The 14594-nt window shown below is 37.7% G+C and carries 8 protein-coding genes and 2 pseudogenes; 4 read left to right on the top strand and 6 right to left on the bottom strand.

Going from position 1 to position 14594, the window contains the following annotated elements; all coding sequences use genetic code 11:
- Together J8L97_RS20690 and J8L97_RS20685 are read left to right on the top strand one after the other, a co-directional pair.
- Positions 1-375, top strand: a pseudogene (locus J8L97_RS20690) (sulfatase); the annotation flags it as partial.
- A gap of 101 nt (positions 376-476) precedes the next feature.
- Entirely contained in the window at positions 477-1688 is a 1212-nt protein-coding gene (locus tag J8L97_RS20685; protein ID WP_211052512.1) for a tyrosine-type recombinase/integrase, read from the top strand.
- A gap of 162 nt (positions 1689-1850) precedes the next feature.
- Here the strand turns inward: J8L97_RS20685 and J8L97_RS20680 are convergent, their stop codons facing one another.
- On the bottom strand, positions 1851-2843 hold the full coding sequence (locus J8L97_RS20680) for a hypothetical protein (protein ID WP_211052510.1): 993 nt from the start codon (positions 2841-2843) through the stop codon (positions 1851-1853).
- A 658-nt stretch (positions 2844-3501) separates the two neighbouring features.
- Complete coding sequence (locus J8L97_RS20675) at positions 3502-6558, bottom strand: FAD-binding and (Fe-S)-binding domain-containing protein (RefSeq protein ID WP_211052509.1); 3057 nt, start codon at positions 6556-6558, stop codon at positions 3502-3504.
- 156 nt (positions 6559-6714) lie between these two features.
- On the opposite strand from J8L97_RS20675, the gene J8L97_RS20670 reads away from it, so the two are divergent.
- Positions 6715-6915 (top strand): PGPGW domain-containing protein, encoded by a 201-nt coding sequence (locus J8L97_RS20670; RefSeq protein ID WP_211052508.1) that lies wholly within the window; start codon positions 6715-6717, stop codon positions 6913-6915.
- Between the two features lie 46 nt (positions 6916-6961).
- On the opposite strand, the gene ppsA is transcribed toward J8L97_RS20670, so the two are convergent.
- On the bottom strand, positions 6962-9337 hold the full coding sequence (gene ppsA, locus J8L97_RS20665) for a phosphoenolpyruvate synthase (RefSeq protein WP_192509327.1): 2376 nt from the start codon (positions 9335-9337) through the stop codon (positions 6962-6964).
- Between the two features lie 142 nt (positions 9338-9479).
- Here ppsA and J8L97_RS20660 point away from each other — a divergent pair, with 142 nt between their 5' ends.
- Positions 9480-10289, top strand: coding sequence for a pyruvate, water dikinase regulatory protein (locus J8L97_RS20660; RefSeq protein ID WP_192509328.1), 810 nt, complete (start codon positions 9480-9482; stop codon positions 10287-10289).
- Between the two features lie 34 nt (positions 10290-10323).
- Here the strand turns inward: J8L97_RS20660 and J8L97_RS20655 are convergent, their stop codons facing one another.
- The 3 genes and pseudogenes from J8L97_RS20655 to J8L97_RS24130 form a co-directional block, all read right to left on the bottom strand.
- Entirely contained in the window at positions 10324-11679 is a 1356-nt protein-coding gene (locus J8L97_RS20655) for a class II 3-deoxy-7-phosphoheptulonate synthase (protein ID WP_211052507.1), read from the bottom strand.
- A 273-nt stretch (positions 11680-11952) separates the two neighbouring features.
- A pseudogene (locus J8L97_RS20650) lies at positions 11953-12682 on the bottom strand (IS30 family transposase).
- A gap of 759 nt (positions 12683-13441) precedes the next feature.
- A complete protein-coding gene (locus J8L97_RS24130; protein WP_211052506.1) occupies positions 13442-13597 on the bottom strand; it encodes an integrase core domain-containing protein in 156 nt (51 codons plus the stop codon).
- Positions 13598-14594: the final 997 nt, after the last annotated feature.

Raw genomic sequence — 14594 nt, 5'->3', positions numbered from 1 at the left:
CAGCTTTATGAGCATGGAAAACTGGACAAGGTCCAAGCTATGCATTTTTCGCCAACACGTGAAATTGAAGAGCTGTATGATTTACGAAATGACCCTCACGAAATTGTTAATTTGGCTACTAAGCCGGACTATAAAACGACTCTAGATCAACATAGAAAAATTTTAGATAATTGGGTTAAAGATAATGATATGGGCCAATTTCCTGAGCGGGAAGAGTCATTAAAACTTATGTTGGGTATTTGGGGAGATACCGCAATAAATCCTGAGTTTGATAATTTGCGTAAACAGTATCCTAATCTCTCTGGCTCTCAATATCATCTTAAAAGTCAACGTTTTAAAAGAGTCTTAAATAAAGGAAATAATTCTTATCAATAATAAAAGGGTTGAGTTTAACTAGGTATATATGTCCGATTTAGCTATACAAATCGTAGAGAACCCTCTACCATAATAGCTACTTAATATCGGACATATAGAATATGCTTACCCCACTTGTCGATACGTTGAAACAACTTCGCTATCAAATAGCACATATTGAAGACGATACACTTATTCAAGAATACCCTGAGCTTAATGCATATTTGTCTACACTGAACCATGAAATTCCGAGGGCGCTCGAAGATATTGAGTTTTTATACCAATTCTTATATGTTTATGGCCGAAAATCAGAAGCGACATTTAACCGATTCAGAAATGAATTGGAACGGTTCTATTTGTGGTCTTGGAACTTTAAACAGATGTCGGTTTTTGATTTAAGGCGCGAAGATATCGAGGCGTATGTTGAATTCGTTGTGGACCCAGATAGTAATTGGGTGTCGAATTCTGTACAGTGGCGATTTAAAGATAAGCAAGGCGTGCGCTGTGTAAATATAGCATGGCGTCCATTTGTATATAAAGAGAATGGCCTAAGCCAACAAACATTTGCAGCCATGTTCACTGCACTTAATGTGTTTTATAAATTCGCAATTCTGGAAGAAAAAACGTTTGCCAACTTTGTACCAGTGGTGAAAAAAAATAGCCCCTATTTAATAACTGAATCGCAGATAAAATTACCTGATACATTGAGTAATTTACAGTGGGAATATGTGTTTGGTGTAACAAGGGATTATTGTGATGCTAAACCTGAGTTAGAGCGTAATTTGTTTGTGCTAGCCTGTTTAAAAGGCTTGTACTTACGTATTTCTGAATTGTCGGAGCGGCCGCAGTGGTCTCCTGTTATGTCACACTTTTGGCAAGACCCTGATGGGTTTTGGTATATTAGAGTTATGGGCAAAGGTAATAAACTCCGAGATGTAACTCTGAGTGAAGACTTTATCGTATATTTGCGTCGTTACAGAGAATATCGAGGTTTACCTGCGTTGCCGAGAGTTGATGAGCCCTCTCCAATTGTGCATAAATTACGTGGTCAAGGGGGAATGAATGTCCGACAAATTAGGCGGATTGTACAACAAAGTTTTGACTTGGCGATTGAATCTTTAAAGCAAGATGGCTTTTCGGATGAGTCAGAGCAATTGGAAGCGGCTACAGCACACTGGTTAAGACACACCGGTGCGACTCATGATGCTCAACATCGCCCACTTAAACATTTATCTGAAGATCTAGGGCATGCCAAAATCGCGACCACTGATCAAATTTATATTCAAACTAACATTAAAGACAGGGCTAAGTCTGGAGCTAAAAGAAAACTCTAATTAGATTTTAATCAGCATAGTTGGGAACTCAAAGTTATTAATGTGCATCATAATGTATAAGTTAATTATAAATTAGTAAAAACATCAAGCCCTAATATATAGGGCTTGATGTTGGGTTAAACTAATAAAAGTCGTTGTGTAATACGACGATGTGCATCTAAATTATAGGCCTCGTAATTTTGCAATTACGCTATTAAAGTCAGAGCCTTTGATTTCTGCGGCGTACGCGATGCGCATTTGGTTTAGGTATTCATATGCCATTTCTTCAGCTTCCATTCTACCTATTCTAGAGGCGTTCCATGTTTTTGATGGTTTACCTGGAAAACTTGCTGTTACTAGGCAGTCTACCGGCGCCATAGGGGTATCTTCATCAATTTCAATTGTTACGCTGTTTAAGGTTTGCTCTTGATATAAATTAGACTCTAAATTTGAGAATTCACCACCCCAACATCTGCTACCTATACTACGAACATGACCGCGAGTGTATGCATGACTGCTTGCTAAGCTACCAAGTTCTTCCAGTTTTGTCGCCATAAGATTACCTTGATTCTTAACATAGGCCGCGCTGATGAACCCTTTCACATGACGTTCGGTTAAAACTGCAATATTAAGTGCTGCCATTGTTGAATAAGAAGATGTTAATGCAAATGCTTTTGTATTGTAGCTTGCCTCGTATGCCCTATGATGACGTAAAGAATTTACATATGTTAATAGTGAAGTAAGAATTGAAACATCAAATTGGCTACTATTTAGTGAGTCTTGATAGTAATCAAATGTTGTACTGAAAGCGGCTAGATCACTTTTTGCATCATACACTGCATCATTGATCACCACACCTGACACAAGGCTTTCTATTTTTTCAAGGTCTTCAGAATGAAGTCTTACAATTTGAGGACCCGCTGGACCACCGCCAAATAGTAAATTTGAAATAAAGTCTTTAGCACCCCCTTTTATTGCGCTCTTTGCACCATCAAGGATCCAACCTCTAATTAATGCGCCTGTAATAAAACCTTGTGCTGCAGCGGTATTTGCCTGATCAATATTTAGTATATCAGCTGAATGCATTGCTGGATTTATTGCTTCCTCAGTTGAAGCTGAAGTATTAAAAGAGCCGAAAAGTATAGCCATAGTAGCTGCGATTGTTTTTATTTTCATTTTATTATCCTTTAAAATTGCTTTTATTTATTAGGTTGGTAACTTCCAAAAACCTATTTATTATTAACTTTAAGCTAATGGACAGCCAAAAATTTAACAGAGAGCATATTGGATTTCAAATTCGGCAATTTAGAGTTATTGCTTTAACTATCAATATGATGGATTTTTTTATGTTGCTACTCTAATGTTTTTATAATTAATGAAGGTATTAAAATCAATGAGTTACTGCCTTTAGTTACTCAATGGTAATCTATTCTTATTGAATATTATATCGCGTTTATATATTGATTTTTGTTTGTTTTTTCAAGTGGCAGGTCATTAATTGCACATGCATTACTATTAAGAAGGTTCTAATATTTTCATATCTTTAGCATTTATTATAAATAAATCATGTGAATTACTATGATTGAACTGTTTAATTTTTTTGGAGAGTTACAGAATAGTTAACGAAGCAAACAAACACTTTGAGATTTATCTATCTCCAATACATAGGAATATAGAATAGTTAAAGTGTGATTATATAATTACTGATGGAGCATTTGTAAAGAAAGAATACACTACTAGCGAGGTTATTAGTGTATTCTTTCTAGCTTTATACGTTATGTTAAATTGTGGGTTGTATGATTTTCACTTTCCCTAACCCCATTTTATTTTAAACTCAAGAGCGTAGATTAGCGGCAATAAACTCTATTGGATGCTTAGGTTTCCTATTTTCATAGCGCTTTACTTGGCTTCGGCATGAGAATCCCGTTGAAAGAAGGTTTCCTTTGGCTGTTTTTTCTACATGTGGTTTCCAAGACATATTGTAGAGTGACCTTGAGTTTTCTTGGTTTTGTAATTCATGCCCGTAGGTACCTGCCATACCACAGCAACCGGTGACTGGGGTATTGAGTGTTACGCCTAGCTGACTAAAAATGGATTTCCATATCTGGCTTGCGTTTGGTAATGCAGTAGTTTCTGTACAATGAGAAAGTAAGGTATAGTGTTCTTTCTGACTTGCTTCTGTTAAAGATATACTTTGCCAATTTTGTTTTTCAAGCCACTCATGAGCGAGCATAACTTCAAAGCTACCACGTAAATCGCTAAGCAGAGTTTTGTATTCATCACGGTACACCATAACGAGAGGTGCATCCAAGCCAATCATTGGAATTTTATAATCATTGAGAGAGTTCAAAAAATCACACGCAGTTTTAGCTGTTGACTTAAACTCTTTTAAAAACCCCTTAACATGTTGTGCTTTACCATTTGGCAAAAATGGTAATAAAATAGGGTTAATTCCGAGCGCCGCAATAACTTCAATACATGAAGAAACCAACTCAGCTTCATAGAAACTTGTAAATGGATCTTGCACGATAAACACAGATTTTTCTAGTTCAGTCTTTGACATACGTTCTAGTTTTGTTTGATCGAATAGATATTTTTTATTTACTCGGTTAACGAGAGTTGGCGTACTTAATAAGGGAGTGTCAACATATCCAAAGACTTTCTTTATCACATATGTTGTTGGTTTACTGGTTACAACAGGGTTAACAACAGAACCGAATTTTGAAAGTACGGGTGCCGTCTTTTCTATGTTACTGACCAAATAATCTTTTAAAGGTCTATTGTATTTACTGTGATATAAATTTAAAAATCGAGATCTGAAAGTGGGTACATCTACTTTTATAGGACAGGCTGTAGTACAAGCTTTACAAGCTAGACACTCATCCATAGATTCTTTAACTTCATGTGAAAAATCATATTGGCCTTTATTTTTTTCTCGGGTATTTAAGTACCTTTCCCACCAAGTAATGTCATTCTCTTTATTGATCAATTGTTTTTCAACATCAATAATATTTACGTTCGATTTTTCTTGTAACCGCAGCCATTCCCGAATTAAACTGGCTCTGCCTTTTGGTGAATGTCTTCGGTCTTTTGTTACTTTATAAGAAGGACACATTGGTGAAGATTCATCGTAGTTATAGCAAAGTCCATTACCATTACAGTTCATCGCATTTTCAAAACTGTCACGAACTTTGATATTAATTTTTTTGTCGAACCAAGCTCGCTTTTGTGAGTCGACACTTACTAACTCATCACTGCTTTCGATTGGTGTGCAAATTTTCCCTGGGTTTAATCTATTATTCTTATCAAAAGCAGACTTTATTTTTCTTAACTCAGTAAAAAGTATTTCACCAAAAAATTCTGGACCATATTCACTTCGATAACCTTTACCGTGTTCACCCCACATTAAACCTCGGTACTTTGCTGTTAAAGCGACTACTTGATCTGAAATTTTGCGTAATAGTTTTTCTTGTTCTGGGTCGCACATATCAAGTGCGGGTCGAACGTGTAGGACACCCGCATCGACATGGCCGAACATGCCGTAATTTAAATTGTGGGAATCTAATAAAGCTCTAAACTCTACAATAAAATCAGCAAGGTTTTCTGGTGGAACTGCAGTGTCTTCCGCGAAAGCGAGTGGTTTTTGTTTTCCTTTCGTGTTGCCTAATAGCCCAACTGCTTTTTTACGCATGGCATATATTTTTAGAATATCGGCTTTATCATTTATAAGTTGATAGCCGATCACACCAGCCTGTTTATGTGCGATCAATTTGTCTAATTCTTTGCACAGTGATGAAATTTTCCCGTCCATTTCATTTTCGGTTTCACCGTTAAACTCGACCATATTGAGTCCTTGCATCTCGATGCCAGGAACACTGGTTATTAAGTCTGATACGGAATGCCAGACAATATCTTCTTTTGCTAAATTTAATACTTTACTGTCAACCGTTTCAACGGACGTTGCTTGAGCGGAAACTAGAAATGGTGAATTTCTTAATGCTGAGTCAAAACTATCATACTTAATATTGATTAATGTTTTGAACGGTGCAATTGGTGTAATATTTAGTTTGGCTTCTGTGACAACCCCCAATGAACCTTCAGAACCTGTAATAATTCTTGATAAGTCAAAATTCTCGAGTGTATTATCGAATACGTTTTCAAGATCGTAACCCGTTAGGAAGCGATTTAGCCTTGGAAACTTAGATAAGATCAACGCTCGGTTTGAATGACAGCTTTCTATCACTTGCTGATAAATTTGTGACGCCCGCCCTTCTTGAGCGGCGATTAATTGTGCTTTTTCAATGGATATTTTCCGGGTATTAAGCTCGGTTCCATCAACCAAATAAGTTTTCAAGCCTAAAACATGATCACTGGTTTTGCCATATACAAGCGAACCTTGACCTGAAGCATCGGTGTTGACCATTCCGCCAATAGTTGCTCGATTACTTGTTGAAAGATCAGGCGCAAAGAAAAAACCATATGGTCTAAGGTAATCATTTAATTGATCTTTTATGACACCAGCCTGTACTTTAACCCACTTTTCTTCCACATTTATTTCTATGATTTCACGCATATGACGTGATAAGTCAATGACGATGCCGGGAGTAAGTGACTGACCATTTGTGCCTGTTCCCCCGCCTCGAGGCCCAAATGTTAACGACAAAAATGGATCTTGCTGAGCACAATGCAATGCGGTTTGAATATCTTTGTTATTTTTTGGATAAATTACGGCTTGTGGCACATTTTGATATATGCTGTTATCGGTGGCAGTTACTAAACGAGTAGCATAACTGCTGTCTGTTTCCCCTAAAAAACCATTGTTTATTATAAGGTTGAGGTAATCATTGAGTAATTCACTTGCGGTATCTTGCTGATTTATATTGGCAATCATGACGGTAATAATTTATTGCTTTTAGCTAATTGTACCACGGAGTGAAGGACAAAAAGTTGAGAAATTTAATCTTTGTTACATATTAAGTAAACTAATACATACTTTGGCTTGTATACTTTAATTATGGTCATTTTGTTAAATAGGTAAAAGTAAAATATGAAAAAAGTAATGGTCCTTGGGGTAGGTGTAGTATTTGTATTTCTTGCGATTATATTTTTTGTTGTGCCAGGACCGTCAATCATATTCGCAATGGCTGCATTAGTGTGCTTTTCTATATATTATCCAACAGCGAGAAAGTATTTAAGAAAGTTACAAAAGATATTTACCAAAGCGTGTCACAAACTTGATGGTTATTAAATAAAAAAGCCGGCAACTAGAGCCGGCTTTTTCAGATTCTTAGATACTAGTCTTTTAGCTTGTCAGCTAGGTATAACCAAGTTTCTAATACAGTATCAGGGTTAAGTGAGACAGAGTCGATCCCCTGCTCTACCAACCATGCTGCAAAATCTTCATGATCCGAAGGACCTTGACCACAAATACCAACGTATTTGCCTTTTGCCTTAGCCGTTTGAATTGCCATAGATAGTAATTTTTTAATCGCTGGATTACGCTCATCAAATAAATGTGCAATTAACCCTGAATCTCTATCTAAGCCTAGTGTAAGCTGAGTTAGGTCATTTGAACCGATTGAGAATCCGTCAAAATACTCTAAAAACTCTTCTGCTAACAGAGCATTTGAAGGTAGTTCGCACATCATAATTACTTTTAGACCATTTTCGCCACGTTTAAGGCCATGCTCTTCAAGTAATTCAATAACGCGTGCTGCTTCTTCTAATGTTCTAACAAATGGGATCATTACTTCAACATTTGTTAAGCCCATTGAGTTACGAACACGTTTGATAGCTTCACACTCTAATGCAAAACACTCTCTGAAGTCTTCAGAGATATAACGCGCAGCACCCCTGAAGCCAATCATAGGGTTTTCTTCTTCTGGCTCGTACTGTTGCCCGCCAACTAAGTTTGCATATTCATTAGATTTAAAATCAGACATGCGAACAATAACGCGTTCTGGTGCAAACGCACACCCTAGAGTAGAAATACCTTCAACAAGCTTAGATATATAAAATTCTACCGGCGATTCATAGCCTGCAATAATTTCTTTAATTTCTGCTTGTAACTCTGCAGGTTGGTCAGCAAAGTTGATAAGCGCTTTAGGGTGGACACCAATCATTCTATTTATAATGAACTCAACACGAGCTAGACCAATACCTGCATGGGGTAACTTTGCAAAATCGAATGCTCGATCCGGGTTACCTACATTCATCATTATTTTCATTGGTAGGTCTGGCATGGTGTCGACACGGGATGAAATAATATCAAACTCAAGTTGACCTTCATAAATAAAGCCGGTGTCACCTTCGGCACAAGATACAGTCACTTCTTGATTATTTGTTATTAGGTCAGTTGCATTGCCACAACCAACGACTGCAGGAATACCTAACTCTCGCGCTATGATCGCTGCGTGGCAAGTGCGGCCACCTCGGTTTGTTACAATCGCAGCGGCGCGCTTCATGATTGGTTCCCAATCAGGGTCGGTCATGTCAGTGACAAGTACATCGCCCACTTGGACTTTGTCCATTTCGTCAATGGAGTTTAATACGCGAACAACACCTTTGCCAATTTTATGGCCAATTGCTCGACCTTCTGCAATGACTTTAGACTGAGATTTAAGTTGGAAGCGCTCCATGACGTTTGAATCTTCATTTGAACGCACGGTTTCTGGACGGGCTTGTACGATATACAATTTGCCATCGTTACCATCTTTTGCCCACTCGATGTCCATTGGACGTCCATAGTGTTTCTCGATAATAACAGCTTGCTTTGCTAGCTCTTGGACTTCGTCATCTGTTATAGAAAATTGTGCTGATTGTTCAGCGGCAATATCAATAATTTCAACTTGCTTACCATGAGACTCGTCTGATGAATAAACCATTTGAATTGCTTTAGAGCCAATGTTACGTCTAACAACAGCTGGTAACCCTTTAGCAAGCGTCGGCTTATGAACATAAAATTCATCAGGATTGACTGCGCCTTGGACAACCATTTCTCCCAGTCCATAACTAGAAGTAATAAAGACAACATCTTCGAAACCAGACTCAGTATCGATGCTGAACATAACACCAGATGATGCTTTGTCTGAGCGGACCATGCGCTGAATGCCCGCGGATAGAGCTACACCACGGTGATCGTAACCCTGGTGTACACGATAAGATATTGCTCGGTCATTAAATAATGAGGCGAATACGTGCTTAATTGCAACCATGACGGCGTCAATACCACGTACATTAAGAAATGTTTCTTGTTGTCCGGCAAATGATGCATCTGGCATATCTTCGGCTGTTGCAGAAGAACGCACTGCGAACGAAACATCGGAATTTGTATCACCGTGAAGGGTATTATAAGCGTCGTGAATTGCTTTATTAAGTTCTGGTTGGAATGGAGTATCGATGATCCATTGTCTTATTTCGGCACCAACCTTGGCGAGTGTAATAACGTCATCGACGTCTAGTGTGTCTAAAATTGTGTGGATCTTTTCGTTAAGTCCAGATTGCTCTAAAAACTCATTAAAAGCATCGGCTGTAGTAGCGAATCCACCAGGTACTTGTACACCAGCGTTAGAAAGGTTCGATATCATTTCCCCAAGTGAAGCGTTTTTACCACCAACTCGAGGTACATCTTGCATACCTAACTCTTGATACCAGAGAACGTAGTCTTGCACGGAACTGTCTCCAAAACAAATTGTATTTAATGTGAGAGATTGTTTGACCTTTAGTATAGGTCAAGGGCATTCTACACTGGCAAGCACGCTTACGTAAACCACGGAAGCGAAAATTCAGCTAATTTGTAAGAACAAGGTTAAAATGAGAACTGCATTTTATATATCAGATGGTACTGCAATTACATCGGAGGTGTTTGGGCACGCGACACTTTCAATGTTTCCTGTGGAATTTAATCATCAAACAATCCCATTTGTTGAAACGGTTAGGAAAGCTGAAGAAATCAAAGAGCTTATTGATTTAAATGCAAAAAATACAGGCGAACGGCCACTCGTATTTTTTACTTTTGTGAATCCTGAATTGTCAGACATTATTTTGTCGTCTCAGGGGGTTTGTTATGACTTTTTGGCATTAGCTAGTAAGGTGGTTAAAAAGGAGTTGAATGTAGAGCCTGTCCCAAAAATACATCGAACTCACTCAATTCATGAAGCGAGTTACGACTTTAGAATAGATGCTGTTAATTATGCATTGGCAAATGATGATGGGGCAAATATCAAAGATTATGAACAAGCTGATATAATTTTAGTTGGTGTGAGCCGATCAGGTAAAACCCCGACGAGTTTATATTTGGCACTTCAGTACGGGATAAAAGCAGCTAATTATCCAATCACTGAAGATGATTTAGAAAAAGGCAATTTTCCTAAGTGTTTACTCACTTACAAAAAGAAGTTGTTTGGGTTAACAATAAATCCAGAAAGGTTAGCGGCAATAAGAGAAGGGAGAATGGCAAACTCTAAATACGCTTCACTACGTCAGTGTAGAATTGAAGTGAGAGAAGTAGAAATGTTATTTAAAAAGCATAAAACCCCTTACTTGAACTCAACAAGTCATTCTGTTGAAGAGATATCAGCGAAAATTATTTCTGAAACGGGTTTAACTCGTAGGAAATATTAAAAGGCTGTATTACAGCCTTTTAATTTGCCTTAACTTAGACTTTGTTTCGCGCATCTTTAAGTAAATCAGCGACAAGAAAACCGAGTTCTAATACTTGGTCAGCATTAAGACGAGGGTCACATTGAGTCCGGTAGCGCTGTGCTAAATCTTCATCAGACAGACCGTATGCCCCACCAACACATTCTGTAACGTGTTGGCCTGTCATTTCTAAGTGGACACCACCTGGATAAGACCCTTCCGCTTTATGTACTGCGAAAAATTGGCTGATCTCACGCAGAATATTATTGAAACTTCGCGTTTTATATCCTGTACTCGCCTTTTCAGTATTTCCGTGCATTGGATCTGAGGTCCAAACAACTTTTCTGCCTTCGTCTTGTACTCTGCGAACAAGGGCTGGTAGTTTTTCTGGTAGTACGTCTGCCCCCATTCTTGTTATTAGCGTCAAACGTCCAGGAATGTTATCGGGGTTTAGCGCATCAATCAACTTTATGAGCTCATCAGGTGCCATACCTGGACCTACTTTGACACCAATTGGGTTTTTAATGCCTCGGAAAAATTCAATGTGGGCATGGTCTAGTTGTCGTGTGCGTTCTCCAATCCAAACGAAATGTGCTGAGCAGTCATACCAGTCACCTGTTAGGTGATCCCTGCGAGTAAGTGCTTCTTCATACCCCAATAAGAGTGCTTCATGAGATGTATAGAGTGACGTTTCTTTTAAACTTGGCGCTACGCTTGAATCAATACCACACACTTCCATAAACTCGAGTGCGTCTTGAATCTTATCAGCCATTTGCTGATACTTTTCTTTAAGAGGGTTTGCAGCGACAAAACTCATATTCCAACGGTTTACTTGGTGTAAATCAGCTAAACCACCCTGCGCAAATGCACGTAATAAGTTTAGTGTTGCTGCGCTATGGTGGTAAGCCGTCATTAATCGATTAGGATCTGGAACGCGGGACGCTTCGGTAAACTCAAAGTCATTTATTATATCACCACGATATGATGGTAAAGATACCCCATTAATTGTTTCAAAATTAGAAGAACGAGGTTTTGCGTATTGACCTGCCATTCTTCCTATTTTAACAACAGGACATTTTCCGCCATATGTCAAAACAACAGCCATTTGTAACAGTGTTTTAAAAGTATCGCGTATATTCGCTGCATTGAAATCAGAGAACGATTCTGCACAGTCACCGCCTTGAAGTAAAAAGGCTTTGCCTTCACAAACATCTGCTAAACTCTTATAAAGACTTCTTGTTTCTTCAGCAAAGACTAAAGGTGGAGCTTTATTTAGTTGATTCTCAATATCTATTAGCGCGCTATTATCTGGGTATTCTGGTTGTTGAACAATTGGGTGTTCTCTCCAACTGTCAGGGTTCCAAGGTTTCATTAATTTTCCTCATTCTAATGTAGTGTTACCTCACCACGAAAGTAACGTATAGACGTACTCGCTTCAAGATAAATTTAGTATTTATTTAAGGAAAGAACACATCATCCTTAAAGGGGTCACAAGTGTCAACTTTACAACCCAGATTAGGTTACATACTATTATAGAACACATCATACTTATAATTGAATAAGATGGCTAAGCATCGACATAAATCTTAAAAAGGCTAACCAGACCAACCCCAAATTCAACATCTAAGTACGACACTCTCTAATATCAAGCGGCCATTATAATTTCTTTGAAAATAGCTGCTAGCTGCTTGAACCCTAAACTCGTTCTAGGACGGTTGTTAATTCTTTATTGGGCAAACTGAATATCTTCATCCGTTACTTTTCTCAAGTCTGTGCCTTTCTTCACATATTGTCTCAACAGACCATTCGCGTTTTCGTTTGCGCCTCGCTCCCAAGAGCTATACGGAAGAGCAAAATATATTTCTGCATCTATCTCCTGATGACCAGCGAACTCTCGGTAACTCTCTTTAAATTGCATGAGCATCTCTATTGTCGCCTTTGTCACTGCATCCGCCGATTTGGAAGGCACTTTCGTAGCCAAATAAAATCGACTTTTTCGCTCTAAGATGGTGACGATAGAACTTACCACCTTGGCGATTATCTCGCGCAACCCATTGATGGCTAACGCACACTCTTACGCTGATTAGAACATTATAAATTTGTTCAGGGCTCGAATCGATACCAAGCAAAAAACGTACAAATTCAATATGCTTAGCAGGTATCCGATACTTGCGAGCTATTTTGCGCCTGCTAATAGAATAAGTGTGAGCATTCATAGGGCAATATTGCCCATGTGTTTGGTTTCTTTTTATCTCACGATATACCTTTGCACGATGGCACTTCACTGTTTTGGGAATTTCAGTAATTGAAATTCCCAGTTCCAAAAGGGTGAAAATCTGGTACCTCCTCTCCTCGATCAACTGCTGATAACTCATAGTAGTACTGCTTGTTTCTTTGGCGCAAAGAGCTTATGTTGGCTTCCTCTTCTACACCTTTCTATGAGTGTCGCACTTAATATATGAAATCAGGACTAAGTAAAATTCATTCTTAAAAAAGTAAAAGATCCTCTGACAATTAGTGCTCCTTTTATGGTAATTAAGAGACGGGTCAACTCCTCAAATCTGCATTGTTAAATAACTAAAAAGATTAAAATAAGATGGCAAAAAATTAAAGATACCTTATTTCAGCCTAAGTATAGAAAGGTTCTAAATATAGATAAATCGCTAACTTTATCTCACGAGCTAGATCTTATATGTATGAAAAAACGATTATTAGATTTCTAGTAACCACGAAAATATTGGCAATGTAAGTCAAACAAGAACGCTCTTAAGGATAGCAATGAGGATTAACAAATAGTATTATGTTAAATTAAGTGTGTTGATAATTATTCTTATAGATTGTTGGCTTTGAGCTTTCAATTGTAAATTTGGAAAGTCAAACCTTGAGCACTAAATTCAGAAAGTTAATTAGTAATCTGTAGCTCTATAAATCAAAGCCTAGCCTCTGAAGGATATGCACCCATTTTTAACAGTTTATCTAGAGCTGAAGTACTCTTTGAAAGTGACATAAGATAAATAATGAAATAGAAATGTGTGTAACTCAAGCCAATTTTTTACAGCTATTCAGTAGAATTATACTGCCTAAAGGTAATCAATTAGTGTCGTGTGGCCTTTCAAAATATAGATAAGTTACCATTAATTTATGATTTCACGTACTTCTTGAAGTATTTCGAGCAAGTATAAAGCTAACACTTTTTCGCGGTAACTTTGGTTAAAACTTTTCACACTACCATTTTGATAAGGGGTACCCTGTCTTATATAATCTAGCTTGATGTTTTTTCCAGAGCCCAACTTTCTAACCCAGTAGAAATAAATTCAGGACTATTGTCGACTCAAATATGATTAGTTTAACACGCCAAGTCATGGTGTAATTTAGTGTACTGTTCACTTTCTCAGTTCTTAAACCTGTATCGACTTCAATCGCTAGTCCTTATCGATTGAAGTCACCACGTGTGTTCAATGTTTCTAAAACAATAGCCTGAGTTTAATACATCACTTATAAATTCCATCGACCAAGGTTCATTATATTGATTTGGTACGCTCAATGGGTGAGGTGTTAGCATGTGTAAACACGTTCAACACATTTTTTATTCCAAGCCTTGCCTTATTACAAATACTTTTTGATCTTTAATTATATTCGTCTAGCACCATGAGTCCGTCAATGAACTCATCATCTGACGGAAGTTTATGTTTGTGATAAAAAACGGAGCGACTTAGCGCTCTTACTTGACAAGGAAAATGCGACGCTCACTTCAAATTTAGCTCTTAACTGTTCTACCCAAACCTAGTGCCTACTTATTTTTACGCCTTTTTGCGATGATATCGTCATGCATATCAAATACTTTAACCTATTAGCTTACGGTTTTATTCTTCAGCTATTTAACATCTGATGCTTACATACTTTGAACGTCAGTTTTAAAAGGAGCTCTGGCCGATCCCATGTTTACGGTAAACTTCAGGCATATGAACACCCGACTCAATTTTATTTGTCATGCATACCTTAGAGTTCCAATGACCTTGCTTTTTCTCATTGTAAATTTTTCTATTTTTGTTATTGAAAAATTCTACTTATGTTTTGTTTTTGGAGGAAATTACACTGATTAATTTAAAGGTGCACCTATAATGACAAATTGAGTTAGCCCCATCAAAGCTTGAGTTAATTAAGTTTAATAGACTTATTATTCTGTTCAATGTTAAAATAAAGAAGAAGAGAACACATCATACTTTATATTCAACATCAGCAACGTAATCATTTAACCTAACTAGATAATACAGCTTACAAAACGCA

This window comes from Pseudoalteromonas sp. MMG012, from assembly GCF_018100875.1.
Taxonomy (GTDB): domain Bacteria; phylum Pseudomonadota; class Gammaproteobacteria; order Enterobacterales; family Alteromonadaceae; genus Pseudoalteromonas; species Pseudoalteromonas aurantia.
Note: the sequence above shows the minus strand (reverse complement) of the source record. Positions and strands in the feature narration are given on the sequence as shown.